The organism is Ureibacillus sp. MALMAid1270, assembly GCF_049202975.1.
Lineage (GTDB): Bacteria > Bacillota > Bacilli > Bacillales_A > Planococcaceae > Ureibacillus.
Genome location: NZ_JBMIRP010000052.1, coordinates 1 through 17,871, shown reverse-complemented (window position 1 = coordinate 17,871; position 17,871 = coordinate 1). Strand labels below are relative to the sequence as shown.

The window sequence follows — 17,871 nt, the reverse complement described above, 5'->3', positions numbered from 1 at the left end:
GGTGCACCTTTGTTGGCTTTAACCTTTTTACATGCTCTGTAAAGATTGTTACTATCAATTACCCTATCAATTAAATCGATACCATCTTGTCTCCCTACTTCTTTAACAACAGTGCTACACGCTCTTGCATACTCTTCAGTTTCCAACCTATCCCTTTGCAAACAGCCATCTTGCAATGTTTTCTGTGGTCTTTGCACTGCTATCACCTCCGTAATTCTTCAAGATTGTTATTGTTCGGTCCTTCGCTTCTTAGAAACTACTATGACCTCTGCTGACTTCTTACAATTCAGCCTATCATCACTGGCAGACTTGTTCCTGTGAGATATTCCATCTCTCTTGTCGGGAACCCTTGTAAGACCTCCCCGGGTAAGAGCTATAACCTTCCTCCCATGTAACTGCTATATTTACTGTATGGAACTCGGGCAGTATAGGACTTCGTTTTGTATTGCAAACTCGTCCATTCCAATTCAGCCTTATATATAGTTTCTGTCCGTCAGTTCGGGAATTTGCCTCCGGCTTCCTTCAGATTCCACCTCACGGTGGACACCCTTGCCATTAGCTAACAGTTCCTACTGCCAAGCCTGTAGTGGACTTTCACCACCAAGTTATAGCCCATGCCGGGCGCACAATAAGCCAACAATAACCGATGATCGATTATTGTTGGCCTTGTTGTCAACGACTACTTATTTGTATTGTTTTGGTTCGCTTGCTGTGCTAGACCTTGCTCGGCCATTTCAATTGCTCGCTTTACCATATTCCCTGCATCTCGTGCTCTTATTCCGCCCCATCCTTCACGCTCGACTACATCATAAAATCCGAGTTCCTTGGCAATCTCTTCTTTTAGACGACTCGACATGATACCTCTTCTTCTTGACATGCAGTTACCTCCTCATAATAAGTAGGTTGACAAATGTAGTATGTACAATCCAATACAACTTCACTCTTATTTGCTTATCAATAAAATCTAGTCAGATTTAAAATACAACATGATTATAAACTAAAAATAGAGGGCTACCTTGAAAGTTTAACTTTCAAGACAGCCCCTAAAAATATAAAAATAAGTACTAGAGATTATTTAGCTATAGCAATTTGCGTATCATCTAAAAAAGTAATCTCTACTGCTTCCGTTAAAATATCTGTGTAGCTGTAAGATACACGTTTGCACGCGTTATCTTCTTGGTCAAGCTCAACGACAAAAACTGCATGATAAGTTTCACTTAATACTCCAGCGCACTCAACAGTTTTCTTGCGACCACCGTTTGCCTTCAATAACAGGCGTTTCCCTAAATTACAATCTAAAGATTTTTTAATGTCTGCTAACGTTTTTGGCATTTCTGCATACACCTCACTATATAACAGTATAGCCCAAGTTTTATTAAATGTCAACAAAATATAATATTTTAACAGCAGACAATAAATCCTGTCAACAGATTTTCCATAAAAATATTGATTTTTTACTATTTTTTAAGGCTTGTTCATAAAATTATTGATTGCAAAAGTAGGGATATAGAGAATCTGCTAGTTTCCCAAATTCTTCAATCGATAATGTTTCTCCTCTACGTGAAGGTTCAATCCCACATGACTCTAGAGCTGTCAGTATCTGTTGCTTCTTTTCCTTGCCTGACTTTAGCCCAGATTGCAAGTTATTTAATAACGTTTTTCTTCTTTGCGCAAAAGAGATTCTCGTTACTTCAAAGAAAAAGTCTTCATCAATAACCTGAACAGGGGGTTGATCGTGCTTTATGATTCGAATTACTGCCGAATCAACATTAGGTTGTGGCATAAATACCGTTTTAGGTACGATCATAGCAATTTCTGCAGTTCCATAGTATTGAATGGCGATCGATAATGATCCATACTCCTTTGTACTTGGTTTTGCTGAAATTCGATCCGCAACCTCTTTTTGCATCATTACAACAAGACCACGTATTGGAAGATTTTCAGTGAGTAATTTAAGAAGGATTGGAGTTGTCACATAGTATGGTAGGTTAGCAACAACCATAATGTCTTTCAAATGAGACATTTCTTCTTGTAAAACGGTTTTAACATCCGCTTTTAATATATCTGAGTGAATGATTTTTACATTGTCGTATGGACTTAGTGTATCCTCAAGCACTGGTAATAGACGTTGATCGATTTCAAAAGCCACTACCTTTTTCGCAGCACGTGCTAAATGTTCCGTTAATGCTCCAATTCCTGGCCCTACTTCGATGGCACCACTTTCTTCTGTTAAACCTGCGTGATGAACAATATTTCGTAATATATTCGGATCGATGATAAAGTTTTGACCTAAACTTTTCTTAAATGAAAATCCATATTTCGTAAGTATTTCTTTTGTTCGAATGGGTGTTGCAATATCCTTATTCATCTACTTCCTCCTGATCCAACTGCTTAATTGCATCGGCAAATTGTTCTGCACTAATTTGAAAAATTAATAATCTTTTATGTAACTGTTTTCCATTTGTTATGCCTATATTTAAAATCTCACCTAAACGGTATCTACGCTTTTTAGATTGGGGATGGCCAATTAATTTTGCAGTTATTAAATCTTCCATCGTAATAACTTCAGTTGGACTCCCTTCACTTGGAGTATAGACACTCTTTAAAGCTTCTCGAATATCTTCATTACTTGCATGTTCAATCCCTAAGCCTTTACCATTTTTAGCGATTGTTTTTTCTTTTGCTAAAAATGCATGCTTTACTCCTGGTACATGTTCTTCAATGATAGCTCGTATACGACGACCAGGATAATCAGGATCGGTAAACACAATGACCCCTCGTTTATCATTGGCATGTTGTATTCTTTTTAATGTCTCTTTTGATATAGCTGAGCCATTTGTTTCTATAGTATCCGCAGAAACAGCTCGCTTAATAGCAGTTGTATCATCTTTACCTTCTACAACGATGATTTCTTTTATATTCAAAGCCTTTCCTCTTTTCACAATGCACTATTGACCATTTTAGCATAATAAATGTCCAAAAAATTACTAATCAACATTATAATTCTGAATATAATTTCATTATTCCCAAACATTGCTCTGTAAAACGAAAAAGGGTTGATTTGAAAGTTTTAACTTTCTAATCAACCCTTTTGACACTCTTGGAAGAAGTGTTTATTAATCTAAAATTTTAATTAAAACTTTTTTACGTCCCCACTTATAGGCTTCACCTTTTGTTTGGAAAAGGACGTCAATTTTGTTGCCTTTAATTGAACCACCTGTGTCACCAGCAATTGCATAACCGTATCCTTCAACCCAAACTTTCGTTCCTAATGGGATGACATTTGGATCGACTGCAATTAGTTTCAAATCAGAGTTAGCTCGCAAATTAATTCCTGATGCGGAAGTTCCTGAACATCCATTACAGTAGGGAGTGTAAGCAGTCGCTGTTACATAAAACTCTTTACTGCTTGTCTCAGGTGCATCGTTACGGGATACATTTGCAGTAACAACCTTTGTTCCTACTGATACAACTTTAGTGGTAGGTTTTTTTACAACCTCTTCAGTCTTTAATACTTTAGCTACTTCTTTTCCGTTTTCTTTTGTTACTTCATACGTACGAGAAACAATTCCTTCCTCGCCCTGAGTCACGACTTTTTCTTGACCTTTTAGTAATGAAGAATCGGATTTTGTTTCAACTGCAAATGCTACTGTTTCTTCCACTACATCGGTAACTTTTTCTACTCGAACAATTGTGATTTTTTCTTCAGGAGAGATAACTGACTCCAAATCATTTTCGACACGATCAAGTTCATTGAGTTTGATGTCTTGTTGCTTTAAAAAGTTAGCGACCGTAGTCGAAGTGGACCATACTTTTCTTTCTTCTAGTCCATCGACAAGCGTTACTTCAAACGCTTTTTGAATATCGATATTGTTGTTATCTACTAAGTTTTCGTCTAAAGCGACAGATATATTATCGTGCTCTGTGACTGTAATATTAGCCTCTTCCAAGATGTCCTTAACTTTAGTTTCAGTTGTCCAAACGCTAGTTTGTTCTCCGTCAACTGAAATATTAACTACTCTTGCTTGTTCCCAGTTAACCACCATACCTCTGGTGATTTCTGTATTCAATGAGGGTGAAACTTTATCAAATTCTGTAATATCTATATCTTTTTCTTCAAGTAATTCTGCGACTGTATTTGCGTGTGTGAATAGATGTTGTTCTTCTCCGTTTGAAGTAAGTACAACCGGAGATTTCGTCCCTTCGAATAAAACGAACGAAATAACTAAAGCAAACAACACAAGTGAGTAAATTCTTACTGTCGTTTGCTTAAACCTCAATGATCCAGAGAACAAGTTTTTCATGGAGAATTTTGTCATGAAAAAACGCCTCCTCGATACTCGTTGCATTATACGTGCCTTTTTTTTTAAAGTCAACCTTTTAAGAAACTTCATGAAAAGCACCTAGTAGAAAATCCATCTAAAACGCAGTATTGGAGACATTTTGGAAAATTATACTTAAATTCCAAATAAACTGGTTGCATTGGAGGAAGTTACCATTCCGACCTCTTCTACAGAAATCCCTTTTAAGCGGGCAATTTCTTCTGCTACTAGCGGTACTAGAGATGGTTCATTGCGCTTTCCTCTATATGGATGTGGTGCTAAGTATGGCGCGTCTGTTTCGATTAATAAATGCTCTAATGGAATTTCTTTTGCTACTTCTTTAGGTGTTTTAGCATTTTTAAATGTTACAGGTCCACCTAAACTAATAAGGAAATTCATTGCTATACATTCTTTTGCGGTTTCTACACTACCACTGAAGCAGTGCATAATACCACCCACAGAAGCTGCATTTTCTTCACGTAATATTTTAACGATATCTCTTGTTGCTTCTCTATTATGAATAATAATTGGCAGATTTAACTTTTGTGCTAAATGAATTTGTTTTCTAAACAATTGTTGTTGGACATCTTTAGGGGATTTATCCCAGTAATAATCCAATCCTGTTTCTCCAATGCCCACCACTTTTGGGTGTCTTGAAAGTTCCTCAATCCACTTAAGATCTTCATCAGTACAATCAATTGCATCAACAGGATGCCATCCAATTACAGCGTAGATAAAATCATAATCATCTACTAATTTCATGGCTCTTTCAATTGTTTTACGATCAAATCCTACAACAACCATTTTTTCAACTTTTGCTTCTAATGCTCGATCAATAACTTCATGCAAATCTTCATCGTATTGATCCGCATTCAAATGAACATGTGTATCTATAAACATTTTCATTCTCCTCTTTCAATTGTATTGATTTAACTCATTACTTTTTTCACAATAAAATTACATTTTGATTACAAAAAAACCACCATCTGAACTTTGTAATCAAAATGTAATAATGTCGAATTATCAACAATTTCTAAAACATGTAGCTTAATTGCTATTTTTATAAATTTTTTTAGTTTAATCAACTAGAATGAAAAACCTGTTGAACATATTTTGTTCAACAGGTAATCGTGCAAATAACTTTGAGAAGATAGTAGCAAAGACTTAATATGTCACCTCAAACTATCCTGTTTATTAATTCTTTATTTTACTTTCGCACCGTTTTCTAATTTCGGATCTACTGTAGCTACAGATAGGAATCCATCGTTAGAACCTGCTAAAATCATACCTTGTGAAAGCTCGCCACGAAGTTTAACTGGTTTTAAATTTGTAACTACAATTACTTTTTGGCCAATTAGCTCTTCTGGTTTATAATGCTGTGCAATTCCAGATACAACTTGGCGCTTTTCATAGCCTAGATCAACTTGCAATTTTAGCAATTTATCTGCTTTTGGTACTGTCTCACATGCAATAACAGTTGCTACGCGTAAGTCTACCTTTTGGAAATCATCGATTGTAATTTCTTCAACTTCAGGAACTTCAGGTGTTGCCTTTTCTTCCTCTGTTTGAGTTGTTTTAACAGAAGAACGCATTTGTTCACGGATATATGAGATTTCTTCCTCAGCATCTAATCGTGGGAAAATTGGAATTCCTTTTTCAACCACTTTTGTTTTTTCTGGGATAACATTTCCGAACTCCTTAATTGTATCCCATGTTAAATAGTTGTCCGATAATCCAAGCTGTTCCGCAATTTTCTTAGGTGCACTCGTCATAAACGGTTGTAACATAACTGCAATATAACGCAAACTTTCTGCCAAATTCGCCATTACTGAGGCTAGTTTGGATTTATTTTCCTCATCCTTCGCTAGTACCCACGGCGCAGTTTCATCGATATATTTGTTCGTTCTTGAAACAAGAGACCAGACATCTGCTAGCACGACACTAAATTGCATTTTCTCCATATTTTCTTCATATTTCTTTTTCGTTTCAATCGCATGTTCTTTTAACTTTGCATCAAATTCTGTAGCTTCTAGGTTTTCAGTAGGTATTACCCCATCGAAATATTTGTTCATCATAGAAACTGTTCGGTTTAATAAATTCCCTAAATCGTTCGCTAAGTCAAAGTTTGTACGTTCAACGAATGATTCTGGTGAAAATACTCCGTCAGAACCAAATGGTAATTCACGAAGTAAGAAATAACGTGTTGCATCTAATCCATAACGTTCAATTAACATTTCTGGATAAACAACATTACCTTTAGATTTAGACATTTTACCGTCTTTCATCATAATAAATCCGTGAGCAAAGACCTTTTTAGGAAGCGGTAAATCTAACGCCATTAAGAAAATTGGCCAATAAATTGTATGGAAACGTACAATATCTTTTCCTACTACGTGTACATCTGCAGGCCAGTATTTATTGAATAATTCTTCGTTATCTGAGCCATATCCTAAAGCTGTAATATAGTTTGATAATGCATCTACCCAAACATAAATGACATGTCTTGGATCTCCAGGTACTTTAATACCCCAGTCAAATGAAGTACGAGAAACAGATAGATCTTCTAATCCCGGTTTGATGAAGTTGTTAATCATTTCATTTTTACGAGATTCTGGTTCAATAAACTCAACATTATCTTCATAATATTGTAACAATCTGTCCGCATATTTCTTCATATTGAAAAAATAAGATTCTTCTTTAACTTTATGAACCGGTCTTCCACAATCAGGGCAGTTTCCATTGTCTAATTGTGTTTCTGTATAGAAGGATTCACAAGGTGTACAATACCATCCTTCATACTCACCTTTATAAATATCCCCATTATCTAAAAACTTCTGGAAAATGACTTCTACACTTTTCACATGTCGCTCTTGTGTAGTTTGGATGAAATCATCATAAGAAATATTCATTTGCGCCCATAGTTTTTTAGCGGCATCTGCAATTTCATTTACATAGACTTGTGGATGTTTTCCAGCTTCATTTGCTTTTTCTTGAATTTTTTGACCATGCTCGTCCATTCCTGTTAAAAATCGAACATCAAATCCACGTAAACGTTTGTATCTTGCCATTGTGTCAGAGGCAACTGTTGTGTATGCCGTACCAATATGGAATTTGCCGCTTGGATAATAAATAGGTGTCGTTATATAAAAAGTCTTTTTTTCGTTCACTAGAAAAATGCCTCCAATGTATATTCATATATTATTTATTCTAACTAAGTAAGAAAATGGTTTCAATGAAAGAATATTACGATAAATTATTGACAAATAATAGTATTAATTTAATAATTTATTGGGAACTATACAATATTAAATGTCGTTTTATATTAATAATCTTACTTTTTTATGTTATTTAAACAATTTGACACAAAAAATTAGTTAATAAGTTATTCATTGATATTAAATAATTGACGTTTATGGTATAACTTGGTATTATACTATTCAGACAAGGAAGTTATGTCGAAATGTGGCGAAATAGACAGATAAAAAATAATTAGGAGGATAAAATATTTATGAAATCAACAGGTATCGTTCGTAAAGTCGATGAATTAGGACGTGTAGTAATACCTATAGAGCTTCGACGTACATTAGGAATCGCTGAAAAAGACGCTTTAGAAATCTATGTAGATGATGACAGAATCATCCTTAAAAAATATATGCCTAATATGACTTGTGCTGTTACTGGAGAAGTATCAGATCAGAATTTCCGTCTAGCAGATGGAAAACTAATTTTAAGTCCTGAGGGTGCAGAAATTTTAATGAGAGAGATCCAAGCTCAATTAAAAAAATAATTTCACATAAATAACAGCGCTACTACAAGAAGAGTTTGTAGGCAGCGCTTTTTGTTTTTATTTTTATTGATGATATTGTTGGTAGACATCTCTTTTTAGCAATCCACGTAGCTTTGCTACTTCTTTAATTGCTTCTTTTGGAAGAATATTTTCTTTTTCAATCAAGTAATCAACATGTTCGACAATACTCATATCGTCCCAATATGATTGCTCACTTTCTTCATTTTCAAGAGGATTCCCTTCAATAACTAAACAAAACTCTCCACGAATTTCATTTTCATTTGCCCAAGCAATAGCTTCCGCAATCGTACCTCGTAAAAACTCTTCAAATTTCTTTGTTAATTCCCGGGCTAGTACAATTTTACGCTCGCCACCTAATACAGTATCCAAATCTTTTAACGTATCTTTTAATCGGTGTGGTGCTTCATAAAAAATAATAGTTTCTTGTTTATTTGCAATTATTTCCAATTGCTTGCGACGATCTTTCTTTTGTCGATGTAAAAAGCCGAAAAAATAAAAAGGTTGAGGGGAAATACCTGAAGCTATTAAAGCCGTTAGCGCTGCATTTGCACCTGGAATGGGTACTACAGCAAAATCCTCCTCAATGGCTTTTACAACAATGTCAGCGCCAGGATCAGATATACATGGAAGACCCGCATCACTAACAAGTGCTACCGATTTTCCATCACGTAAGTAACTAAGTATCTTTTCTCCACCTTGTTCTTGGTTATGTTCATGATAGCTAACGAGAGGAGTTGAAATTTCAAAATAATTGCAAAGCTTTTTTGTATTACGTGTATCTTCTGCGGCAATGACATCCACTTCTTTTAATATTCGAAGGGCACGAACTGTCATATCTTCTAAATTTCCGATAGGTGTCGCGACTAGGTATAAGCAAGCTCCTAGTTCATGTAGGCTGCTTTTTTGTGATTTCATATTCGCCCTCCAATATAGTTTATTTTCGCTTGTCGATCTAGCTGTTTAAATGCATACTCAGCTCGCATCGCCTCTTGCTTCGTTTCAAATGTTTCATAATATACACACTTTACTGGCGTGCGTGGTTTTGTGTATTTTGCACCTTTTCCAGCATTATGGGTAGCTATTCTTTTTTCTAAATTATTCGTATAACCTGCATAAAAAGTATGATCCGCGCATTCCAGTACATAAAAGAAATGATTAGCCTTTGTCTCCATATAATATCTCACTCACTTCTTGTGTATACTGATTTTGTTCATCATAAACATATAATGGCGGTAATATTTTTAAATCTGGTTTACCGTCTTTAATACCCTCTATTAATAGCGTGTTCGCTTCCTTCCCCATCTTAGGGTAAACAAACCGAATTCGCTTCGGTTCAAGGCGATTCTTCCTCATTGCCGTTACGATATCAAGTAAGCGGCCAGGTCGATGAACAAAAGCTGCTTTTCCACCTTGTTTTAAGAGTCGGCTGCTAGCTTCTACTGCCTCATCTAAAGTTAAATAAATTTCATGACGTGCTATCGCATAGTGCTCACTAGCATTTTTATCGCTAAGTTCATTGGCAGTAAAATAAGGTGGGTTACATGTGACAGCATCATACTTTTCAATACCTAATATAGGAGGAATTTCTTTTACATTTCCACGGACCATTGAAATTTGTTCTTCTAACTTATTATACTTTATACTTCGAACAGCCATATCATATAAACGTTCCTGTAGTTCTACACCAATAATCTTTGCCTTCGTTCTAGCACTTAAAAATAGTGGAATGACACCGTTCCCTGAGCATAGATCCACGATTTGACCTTTTTGATATGGGACCCCAACAAATCTTGATAATAGAACTGCATCTAAAGAAAATGAAAAGACAGATGGACTTTGAATAATTCTTAAATCTTCAGCCAATAAGTAATCCAGTCGTTCATCTTCTTTTAACCACTCATCCATAGCATAACCTCCAATTATCGAAAGAAAAAAGAAGAACTCACAGGCGTTCCAAGCTAGGTATTATTCTAACTTTCAACAATTTCTTTTTTCTACTAGAAAAGACTGAACACCACAAGTTAATGGGTTCAGCCTTCACATTTTTTATCTACTACTTACTTTAGCTGTTTTGCTTATTTAAAAATGAAAGACAAAACAAGCAATCTTCGCCTTTTCTCATACTTCCAAAATGGACGTGACAAACATGGAAACCTTCATGATAAAGTCGTGCTAAATTATCGTACCCTTCCCCAATATTTAAGGTTCTAGCTTGTTTATCATGACTATCCTTCTCTATATCATCATCTTCGTTCTGAGATAATAGTTCTTCTAAACGCCGACGTAAGTGAAGGTTTTCCGTTTGAAGTGTTTGATGATCTTCCACCATATGTGCAACAAATTGTTTAAGTTCATTGTATTGTTGCTGTAACAATTCGAGCTGTTGTTCGAACTCCATAACAGTATCTAAGAAATTACGGTCCTTCACGAAAAGCCCACCCCATTATCTTTTATCAAACTTTTACTAAATGAAGTTACTATTTATATAAAGTTTTTCTCACATTCAAGAATTTCATCTAGAGAATATTCTGCTGTTCTTTCTTGTTCTTCTAAGTAAACTTGAAGGATTCGTTCAAGGACATTGATCCCCATAACTTTTCCGAAGCCATCTGGTGTCATTGTCATTTCACCAATGTCCGGCATTCCTTCTTTTGCAGATTCATAATCATCATTTTCATATTTTAAACAACACATTAAGCGACCACAGATTCCTGAAATTTTTGTAGGATTCAAAGATAGGTTTTGATCCTTTGCCATTTTAATAGAAACAGGGTCAAAGTCACCTAAAAATGTTGAACAGCAAAGCATACGTCCACAAGGTCCGATACCGCCTAGAAGTTTAGCTTCATCTCGCACCCCAATTTGACGAAGTTCGATTCGTGTTCTAAAGATTGCTGCTAAATCTTTTACTAACTCTCGGAAGTCTACACGACCTTCTGCTGTAAAATAGAAAATAATTTTATTACGATCAAATGTATATTCTACATCAACTAGCTTCATATCTAATTGATGTTCGATTATTTTTTGATTGGCTAATTCAAAAGCGCGTTTTGACTCAACCTGATTTTCTTCGACTTGGATTTTGTCGCGTTCGTCAGCTGGGCGTAGCACCTGTTTTAAAGGTAAAACGACATCTTTCTCACCAACTTGCTTCATAGGAACAACAACTTTTCCAAATTCAACCCCGCGGGCTGTTTCTACTATGACATGTTGTCCCTTTTCCAGTAGATACATCGCAGGATCAAAGTAATATATTTTACCCGCTTTTTTAAAGCGGACACCCACTACATTATACAAATGTATATCCCTCCTGCAGATTCAGCATAAGCTGCTCCATCATAAGCGTACGATTCATATTGCGCTGTAAATTTTGTCTTGCTTGCAAAATTGATTGCATTTGATTTGATAACTGTTCATATGTACTATGTAAAGCTATCTCTCTAAAACTTGATACCATTTCTGGATAAACAAGCACACTTTTCGAATCTGCTTTAACAGCTACAATATCTCTATAGGCAAAGAGCAATAAATCAAGCGCTAGCTCAATTTCGCTCCTCTCTTTAAATGAAGGAAGCCATTCATCATATACAATAAACAAAGCTTCATGTATATTTCTTTTAACCGCTTCAACTAATTTTAACACTGTTTTTCTTGCATGTGCAAACTGCTCGTCTTTTGCTAAAGAAATTGCAGTTTCAAGATCATTTGTAACTAGACTAACAGTTGCAGACATCGATAGAGATATTCCTTGTTCTTTCATTCTACTCATAATTATTTCTCTTGGAACATCAGAGAATTTAATATGCTGACATCTCGATTGGATCGTAGGAAGAATCGAATGATAGGCTTCAGTTAGCAGTATTGCAGTAACTTCGCCGTCTGGTTCTTCAAGGAACTTAAGTAATGTATTCGCTGAAGAATTATTTAAACGGTCTGCATGATGAATAATATAAAATTTGCGACCTTCCTCAAATCCTGTTCTTGTCATCTCAGAAATAAGATCACGTATTTGATCGATTTTAATAGACTGTCCATCAGGCTCTATTTGAAATAGATTAGGATAGTTGCCAGAATCAATACGTTTACAATTTCTACATGTTTCACATGGAACATTTTTCGACACGTTAAGACAGGATAATAATTTCACAAAAAACATTGCTACATCTCTTTTTCCTGTCCCTTTCGCACCGTCAAAAATATATGCATGTCCAGTTCGATTCTTTTCATAGATTGTTTGAAGTTGCTTCATAACAACTGGTTGTACTTTTGTAAGCTTTTTGACACTCTCTATCAAAATCTTTCACCTGTCTCTATAAAGAAAATTATTAAATCCCTAAGTAATGGGTTGGAGCTAAACGGGCAAATGCACCGGGAAAATTATTTTAGAAAAAATCCCGTGTCGTCCTAGAGAGACACGGGCTTACATATATAGATTAATTAACAAACCTTTTATTTCGCCGATTTTATCAAGTAAATTGATTGTTTCTTTTTCTTCATTTAACAAATCCTCAGCAAGCTCAACCAACTTCTGATCAATCGTTTCAACTACTTTTAATCGACGTCCTTCACCGTAACGGTTCCAAGTATGTGATTGCTTCATTTCAAGCCCATAATTCACTGCTTCTTGTAAGAAACGTTTTACAAGCATTTTAAAGCGTGCTAGCTCTCTTAGATTTCGAGATCTTGCCACACGTTCTCCAGCAGATGAAATATCTCCTAACAGCCTTGTAAGCTGCTCTTGTTGCATTTTGGATCCTTGTTTCACAACCATCTCACCAAAACGATTACCTAATTGGTTTCCCTGCTTGACTTCATGATGATTTGCTTTTAAATCTACACGTAAATCTTGGTTTATCTTCAACTATTTCACCCTCTACACTGAAAGCACAATCACTTTTAGGACAATTCCGGGGAATGATTTACTTCAATTACTTAAAGTTCCTTAGTGAATTTGTAAGTATTAGAAATGATGGAACTGTTCAATTGGTAAAACAAATACTGTAGCTCCCCCTACTTCCACTTCTACAGGATATGGAATGTAAGAATCTGCATTTCCTCCTAGTGGTGATACAGGAGAGACAAGCTGTTCTCTAGAACGACAGTTATCACGAATAATATCTAGTAACGAAGGGATTAAAGAATCATCTGTCCCTATGATAAAGGTTGTATTTCCTGAACGAAGAAATCCACCTGTACTTGCTAACTTTGTAGCTCGGAAGTTATTCTTCGTCAATGCACCGGCCAAGCGATTACTATCCTGATCTTGAACTACTGCAACAACTAATTTCATCTCGCTTCACTCCTCGTTATTATAATAAACTTCGTGTATACTCCATTGAAGGTTAATATACATAGTATATAATTTCATGCCTTGATACGTTCTAACTAATCTGAAATTTAATTAACTTGAAAAATTTCAATATAAATTATTAATACCATAGATCATGTGAGAATCACGTTATAACAAGTTCTAGTTAGTGAAATATTGCTATCATTATAACATATTAAGATAGAATACTCATTTCTTTTCATTTAGAACTTTTGTTAAAATGTCCCAAACATCTTCCGTTACTTTTTCTATTGATTGATTGGCATTTACCATCTTAATTCTATTTGGATATCGCTCCATTACAAGTCGATAACCTTCACTCACTTTTTCATGGAATACTAAACTTTCAATATCTAACCGATTCACTTCACGTGAACTATGGGCTTGAATCCGAGCTAGTCCAATACTAGGCTCTAAATCAAAGTAAATCGTTAGGTCAGGCATTCGCTTTCCAATAGCAAATTCATTTATTGCTAAAACTTCATCGATCCCAATACCACGGGCATGTCCTTGATATGCTAATGATGAATCAATAAAACGATCACATAAAACAAGTTGTCCTTTTTCTAACGCAGGTTGTACCTTTTCAAAGAAATGCTGACTTCTCGCTGCAGCGTATAAAAGAGCTTCTGTTCTTTCATTCATCGCAGTATGTGCTGGGTTTAAAATCACCTCACGTATTTTTTCTGCTATTTCAATGCCACCTGGCTCTCTTGTTGATAAAAAGTCTACATTTTCAGTTTGCAGTCGTTCTACAATATTTTGTAATACAGTAGTTTTCCCTGCCCCTTCTGGACCTTCAAATGTAATAAATAAATTACTTTTCATTTTTATATTCCTCCGACTGTTACTTTATGACTAAAATCAGCTTATTCTCTAGTTGATGTGTTCCTTGGAAGGTTGCACCTGTCATAAGTAACTCTTCTAGTTGACTTAATCTTGAGACTGTAATTTTTTCTCCTGGAACAAATAGTGGGATTCCTGGAGGATATGGGATAACCATTCCAGCTGAAATCCTACCTATAGATCGTGTATAGGGAATCCATTCCGTTTCATTCTGCTCAACTTGAGCAAATGAATTTTCCGGCATTGTAATTTTAGCTATTTCAAATGATGTATAATCGCTCACATTGCGAATAATAGGTTCTTTCTTAAGGATAGAAACGGCATCCTTTATTCGCATTCGTAAATCTGCAAATGGATAAGTTTGTCCATTTTTAAGTAAAGGCAAAATAAGAAGTACTTGGTTAGTATCCGCCAATTCAACATATATTTTTTGGGTTTCTAGTGCTGTTTTTAATTGGAATCCTGTATATCCTTTTACTCTTAATAGTAATTTTAGTGGGTCATCCACTTCTACAACCTCTAATGACTGAATTGATTGTAATGCTTCAACCCAAAGTTTTCTTCTATCCAAAAAATAAACCGCATCACTTTCTAAATAGGTTTGTATATAGTGTCTCGCATCGTCTAATGAAGCCAGCAGTAAGTATGATGGGCTACTTGACTGTAAAATGCGTAAATAGTGATTTACTTTTTCAACATTAACAAGTTTAGATTTAATATGCAAAAACGAAGCCATAGTCATGGCAGGTAATGTTTTATGTGCGGATTGGACAACTATATCTGCACCTAGTTGTAGGGCTGAAGGTGGGAAATCCTTGTTTGCTATAAAATGGGCCCCGTGTGCTTCATCTACTAAAACGGGAACATTATATGAATGGCATAGTTCAATTTGAGCTTGAAGTTCTTTGGAAGCCACACCATAATAGGTTGGATACGTCAGTACAACGGCTTTTACATTCTTATGTATTTCAATGGCACTCTTTATCGTGTCGGTTGATACAGATGTGTATGTCTTTGTTTTTTCATCCCATTCTGGTGTTACGTAAATGGCATTCGCTCCAACAAGCTCAAGGGCATGGAAGATGGATTTATGTGCATTTCTTTGGATAATGATGTTCTCATCCTTTTTGCACGTTGCATAAATCATTGCTAAATTCCCTACTGTTGAGCCATTTACTAAGAAGAAACTTCGATCTGATTGATAGGTTTCTGCTAACAATCCTTCCGCTTCTAATATTGCTTCCTCAGGATGATGGAAGTCATCTAACCCTGTTAATTCTGTCACGTCGTATGTAAGAGCTGTTTTCAACTCTTTTGGTAAATTAGACAATAAACCATTTTTATGGCCAGGAACGTGCATTGAAACGGTTTTTTTCTCGACAAATTGTTGAAGTGCCTCAACTAGCGGTTTCTCCTTCTTCATAATCTCACTCCGTTCAAAATTCTCCTTTCTATTATACTTAATACAACCTCGAAAAAATATCTCATTGTTAGATATAGTTAATTAGAAACGCACTTTAAAAGATTTATGTAATAAAAAAACTGACCAAAAGTAATCCTTTCATACTTTTTGGTCAGTACACTTTAGTGAATAAATAATATTTCATTGGACCTTTTCTTCAATCAACTTAACATTACTTAATTTTGTTAGAACTTCATCTACGTCATCCCATACATAAATTCGTTCATTTAGGATTTTCCCACCAATTTTTATTTGTACAGTATCGTATAACTTTGCTCCATAATATTCATAAAACGAACATGTCTTATTATCTTCTAACACCTCAACAAATACCTTTTGATAGCCCTGTTCTTTAATTTGTAGAAATAGTTTCTTAAGTAAAGCTTTTCCTACACCTTTCCCTTGATACTCTTCTAGTAAGTAAATAGATGTTAGATCTGTTGCATCAGGCATTGTATTTGTTTCTCTTTTCCAAATGTCTGCAAAGCCGATAATTTCACCTTTTGAAGTCTCCGCTACAAGTAAATAATTATCCGATTTTGATATATTAGCGATCCAGAGTTCAGTTCTTTTCTCATAGGATAGATTTTTCAAAAACTCATCAGGAATGATTCCTTTATACGTCGTTCTCCAACTATCTACATGTACTTTTGCAATTCCTTCAGCATCCTTAATTGTGGCTCTTCTTATTTTCATTCACAAGCACCCCCTAAGTAAGGGTTCTACATTTAATTTATAAATACCTTTTTAAGTTCCATCGGTTTAAGAGATTCCGAGCTCACATTAAAGAACACTTGCTAATAAGAATAACTAACTACCTTTATATTTTTAACAATAATTTCCCCTTATAATTACGGCTTTCCATTAATTTATGAGCTTCTGCTGCCTCACTTAAATTAAATACTTGAGAAACAGGAATTGAAATTTTGTTTGAAGCAAATAAATCCAACACCTTTTCTGCAACAGGTGCTAATCGCTTCGGATCATGTTTTCGAGTTGTTCCTAAACTAAACCCTTTAACATTTCTGCAACTACTATGAACATCACTTGTTTTAAAAGTAGCAGTCTTTCCACTACTATTACCAAATTGAACAAGTGTACCATACAAAGCTAAGCACTCTAAGCTACTTCCAGTTACTTCACCTGCAATCGAGTCAAATATCACATTAGCACCTTGTTTATTTGTTTGACTTAATACGACATCTCTAAATGTATCATAAGTACAAACAACGTCAGCACCTAATTTCTTAACATAATCTTCTTTAGACAGATTTCCAACTGTGGCAATCACCTTTTGAACATTCGCTAATTTTGCTAATTGTACTAGCATGGAACCCACTCCACCTGCAGCACTGTGAATTACAATGGTATCCATTTCTTGTACTTGTCCAATTTCGTGAAGTAATATATAAGATAAAATTGATACGGTTGGTATTGCAGCTGCTATTTCGAATGAAAGAAGTTCTGGAATTTTAAAAACTAAGTTTTCATTTGCAACAACATATTCAGCATATGAGCCGTTTTTAGGAAACGCGATTACTCGATCTCCCTTTGAAAAGGATGAATTAGGATGAGCCTCTTCTATCGTCCCTGCAGCATCCAAGCCTAAGATTAATGGAAAATTCCCTTTGTCTTTATTTCCATTACGTGTTTTGATATCTGCATAATTCACACTCGTATAAGCTACTTTTATTAATACTTCATTTTCACCAATTTTTGGTTTTTTAATATCTGTATACGTAAGTACTTCTGCTCCCCCAAATTCATTCTGAATTACAGCTTTCATTTCCCCATCTCCCCTTAAATTCCCTCTAGATATCTCTAGTTATTATACATATATTAACTTATTGTGAGACATTCGTTACTCTGTAATTTTATTCTTTGTTTCTTAAATCGCGCCGAACCTTCAGTTTTCATGGTAGTTGGGTATAAAAAAACACCACTGAATATCAGCGGTGTTATCTTTGCGAAGCGACGTCCTACTCTCACAGGGGGAAGCCCCCAACTACCATCGGCGCTAAAGAGCTTAACTTCCGTGTTCGGTATGGGAACGGGTGTGACCTCTTTGCCATTATCACTTCACTTGTACATGGATGTACTGGCT

20 protein-coding genes, 1 rRNA gene and 1 pseudogene are annotated in these 17,871 nt (G+C 35.4%); 1 reads left to right on the top strand and 21 read right to left on the bottom strand.

Annotated elements, in window-relative coordinates; translation table 11 throughout:
• The 8 genes and pseudogenes from ACOQFO_RS06705 to metG all read right to left on the bottom strand — a co-directional run.
• Nucleotides 1–197: pseudogene (locus ACOQFO_RS06705) on the bottom strand (group II intron reverse transcriptase/maturase); the annotation flags it as partial.
• 482 nt (nt 198–679) lie between these two features.
• Nucleotides 680–877 carry a small, acid-soluble spore protein, alpha/beta type gene (locus tag ACOQFO_RS06700; RefSeq protein WP_036179634.1) on the bottom strand — a complete coding sequence of 66 codons (198 nt, stop codon included), beginning with the start codon at nt 875–877 and terminating at the stop codon, nt 680–682.
• A gap of 194 nt (nt 878–1,071) precedes the next feature.
• Complete coding sequence (veg, locus tag ACOQFO_RS06695) at nt 1,072–1,332, bottom strand: biofilm formation stimulator Veg (protein ID WP_421688921.1); 261 nt, start codon at nt 1,330–1,332, stop codon at nt 1,072–1,074.
• A gap of 151 nt (nt 1,333–1,483) precedes the next feature.
• Nucleotides 1,484–2,368, bottom strand: coding sequence for a 16S rRNA (adenine(1518)-N(6)/adenine(1519)-N(6))-dimethyltransferase RsmA (gene rsmA, locus ACOQFO_RS06690; protein WP_421688920.1), 885 nt, complete (start codon nt 2,366–2,368; stop codon nt 1,484–1,486).
• Entirely contained in the window at nt 2,361–2,924 is a 564-nt protein-coding gene (rnmV, locus tag ACOQFO_RS06685) for a ribonuclease M5 (RefSeq protein WP_421688919.1), read from the bottom strand. The genes rsmA and rnmV overlap by 8 nt, the downstream gene beginning before the upstream one ends.
• 192 nt (nt 2,925–3,116) lie before the next feature.
• Complete coding sequence (locus ACOQFO_RS06680) at nt 3,117–4,319, bottom strand: ubiquitin-like domain-containing protein (protein WP_421688918.1); 1,203 nt, start codon at nt 4,317–4,319, stop codon at nt 3,117–3,119.
• Nucleotides 4,320–4,457: 138 nt separating this feature from the next.
• On the bottom strand, nt 4,458–5,222 hold the full coding sequence (locus tag ACOQFO_RS06675) for a TatD family hydrolase (protein WP_421688917.1): 765 nt from the start codon (nt 5,220–5,222) through the stop codon (nt 4,458–4,460).
• Nucleotides 5,223–5,524: 302 nt separating this feature from the next.
• A complete protein-coding gene (gene metG / locus ACOQFO_RS06670) occupies nt 5,525–7,489 on the bottom strand; it encodes a methionine--tRNA ligase (protein WP_421688916.1) in 1,965 nt (654 codons plus the stop codon).
• Between the two features lie 341 nt (nt 7,490–7,830).
• Between metG and ACOQFO_RS06665 the strand changes: the two genes are divergently transcribed.
• Nucleotides 7,831–8,109, top strand: a complete 279-nt coding sequence (locus ACOQFO_RS06665; protein ID WP_421688915.1) for an AbrB/MazE/SpoVT family DNA-binding domain-containing protein — start codon at nt 7,831–7,833, stop codon at nt 8,107–8,109.
• A gap of 63 nt (nt 8,110–8,172) precedes the next feature.
• On the opposite strand, the gene rsmI is transcribed toward ACOQFO_RS06665, so the two are convergent.
• The 13 genes from rsmI to rrf form a co-directional block, all read right to left on the bottom strand.
• Nucleotides 8,173–9,045, bottom strand: a complete 873-nt coding sequence (gene rsmI / locus ACOQFO_RS06660) for a 16S rRNA (cytidine(1402)-2'-O)-methyltransferase (protein WP_421688914.1) — start codon at nt 9,043–9,045, stop codon at nt 8,173–8,175.
• Complete coding sequence (locus ACOQFO_RS06655) at nt 9,042–9,302, bottom strand: GIY-YIG nuclease family protein (protein ID WP_421688913.1); 261 nt, start codon at nt 9,300–9,302, stop codon at nt 9,042–9,044. Before ACOQFO_RS06655 ends, rsmI begins: the two co-directional genes overlap by 4 nt.
• Nucleotides 9,286–10,035, bottom strand: a complete 750-nt coding sequence (locus ACOQFO_RS06650; RefSeq protein WP_421688912.1) for a tRNA1(Val) (adenine(37)-N6)-methyltransferase — start codon at nt 10,033–10,035, stop codon at nt 9,286–9,288. Before ACOQFO_RS06650 ends, ACOQFO_RS06655 begins: the two co-directional genes overlap by 17 nt.
• A 157-nt stretch (nt 10,036–10,192) precedes the next feature.
• Entirely contained in the window at nt 10,193–10,558 is a 366-nt protein-coding gene (gene yabA / locus ACOQFO_RS06645; RefSeq protein ID WP_421688911.1) for a DNA replication initiation control protein YabA, read from the bottom strand.
• 53 nt (nt 10,559–10,611) lie between these two features.
• Nucleotides 10,612–11,427 carry a PSP1 domain-containing protein gene (locus tag ACOQFO_RS06640; RefSeq protein WP_421688910.1) on the bottom strand — a complete coding sequence of 272 codons (816 nt, stop codon included), beginning with the start codon at nt 11,425–11,427 and terminating at the stop codon, nt 10,612–10,614.
• Nucleotides 11,420–12,424, bottom strand: a complete 1,005-nt coding sequence (gene holB, locus ACOQFO_RS06635) for a DNA polymerase III subunit delta' (protein ID WP_421688909.1) — start codon at nt 12,422–12,424, stop codon at nt 11,420–11,422. Before holB ends, ACOQFO_RS06640 begins: the two co-directional genes overlap by 8 nt.
• 126 nt (nt 12,425–12,550) lie before the next feature.
• Nucleotides 12,551–12,991 (bottom strand): YaaR family protein, encoded by a 441-nt coding sequence (locus ACOQFO_RS06630; protein ID WP_421688908.1) that lies wholly within the window; start codon nt 12,989–12,991, stop codon nt 12,551–12,553.
• A 99-nt stretch (nt 12,992–13,090) separates the two neighbouring features.
• A complete protein-coding gene (locus ACOQFO_RS06625; RefSeq protein ID WP_421688907.1) occupies nt 13,091–13,420 on the bottom strand; it encodes a cyclic-di-AMP receptor in 330 nt (109 codons plus the stop codon).
• 228 nt (nt 13,421–13,648) lie between these two features.
• Entirely contained in the window at nt 13,649–14,287 is a 639-nt protein-coding gene (tmk, locus tag ACOQFO_RS06620; protein WP_421688906.1) for a dTMP kinase, read from the bottom strand.
• A 19-nt stretch (nt 14,288–14,306) separates the two neighbouring features.
• Nucleotides 14,307–15,728, bottom strand: a complete 1,422-nt coding sequence (locus tag ACOQFO_RS06615; RefSeq protein ID WP_421688905.1) for an aminotransferase class I/II-fold pyridoxal phosphate-dependent enzyme — start codon at nt 15,726–15,728, stop codon at nt 14,307–14,309.
• A gap of 180 nt (nt 15,729–15,908) precedes the next feature.
• Nucleotides 15,909–16,463: a GNAT family N-acetyltransferase gene (locus tag ACOQFO_RS06610; RefSeq protein ID WP_421688904.1), complete on the bottom strand. Its 555-nt coding sequence runs from the start codon at nt 16,461–16,463 to the stop codon at nt 15,909–15,911.
• A gap of 124 nt (nt 16,464–16,587) precedes the next feature.
• The gene (locus ACOQFO_RS06605; RefSeq protein ID WP_421688903.1) at nt 16,588–17,553 is read right to left on the bottom strand and encodes a quinone oxidoreductase family protein; all 966 of its coding nucleotides are present in this window, start codon (nt 17,551–17,553) and stop codon (nt 16,588–16,590) included.
• A gap of 180 nt (nt 17,554–17,733) precedes the next feature.
• Nucleotides 17,734–17,849: ribosomal RNA gene (gene rrf, locus ACOQFO_RS06600) — 5S ribosomal RNA — on the bottom strand.
• Nucleotides 17,850–17,871 lie beyond the last annotated feature (22 nt).

Bases quoted from the DNA above. Each gene is read 5' to 3' on its own strand.
- ACOQFO_RS06700 (WP_036179634.1), bottom strand. From the start codon at position 877: ATGTCAAGAAGAAGAGGTATCATGTCGAGTCGTCTAAAAGAAGAGATT.
- veg (WP_421688921.1), bottom strand. From the start codon at position 1,332: ATGCCAAAAACGTTAGCAGACATTAAAAAATCTTTAGATTGTAATTTA.
- rsmA (WP_421688920.1), bottom strand. From the start codon at position 2,368: ATGAATAAGGATATTGCAACACCCATTCGAACAAAAGAAATACTTACG.
- ACOQFO_RS06680 (WP_421688918.1), bottom strand. From the start codon at position 4,319: ATGACAAAATTCTCCATGAAAAACTTGTTCTCTGGATCATTGAGGTTT.
- ACOQFO_RS06675 (WP_421688917.1), bottom strand. From the start codon at position 5,222: ATGTTTATAGATACACATGTTCATTTGAATGCGGATCAATACGATGAA.
- ACOQFO_RS06665 (WP_421688915.1), top strand. From the start codon at position 7,831: ATGAAATCAACAGGTATCGTTCGTAAAGTCGATGAATTAGGACGTGTA.
- rsmI (WP_421688914.1), bottom strand. From the start codon at position 9,045: ATGAAATCACAAAAAAGCAGCCTACATGAACTAGGAGCTTGCTTATAC.
- ACOQFO_RS06655 (WP_421688913.1), bottom strand. From the start codon at position 9,302: ATGGAGACAAAGGCTAATCATTTCTTTTATGTACTGGAATGCGCGGAT.
- ACOQFO_RS06650 (WP_421688912.1), bottom strand. From the start codon at position 10,035: ATGGATGAGTGGTTAAAAGAAGATGAACGACTGGATTACTTATTGGCT.
- ACOQFO_RS06625 (WP_421688907.1), bottom strand. From the start codon at position 13,420: ATGAAATTAGTTGTTGCAGTAGTTCAAGATCAGGATAGTAATCGCTTG.
- tmk (WP_421688906.1), bottom strand. From the start codon at position 14,287: ATGAAAAGTAATTTATTTATTACATTTGAAGGTCCAGAAGGGGCAGGG.
- ACOQFO_RS06615 (WP_421688905.1), bottom strand. From the start codon at position 15,728: ATGAAGAAGGAGAAACCGCTAGTTGAGGCACTTCAACAATTTGTCGAG.
- ACOQFO_RS06610 (WP_421688904.1), bottom strand. From the start codon at position 16,463: ATGAAAATAAGAAGAGCCACAATTAAGGATGCTGAAGGAATTGCAAAA.
- ACOQFO_RS06605 (WP_421688903.1), bottom strand. From the start codon at position 17,553: ATGAAAGCTGTAATTCAGAATGAATTTGGGGGAGCAGAAGTACTTACG.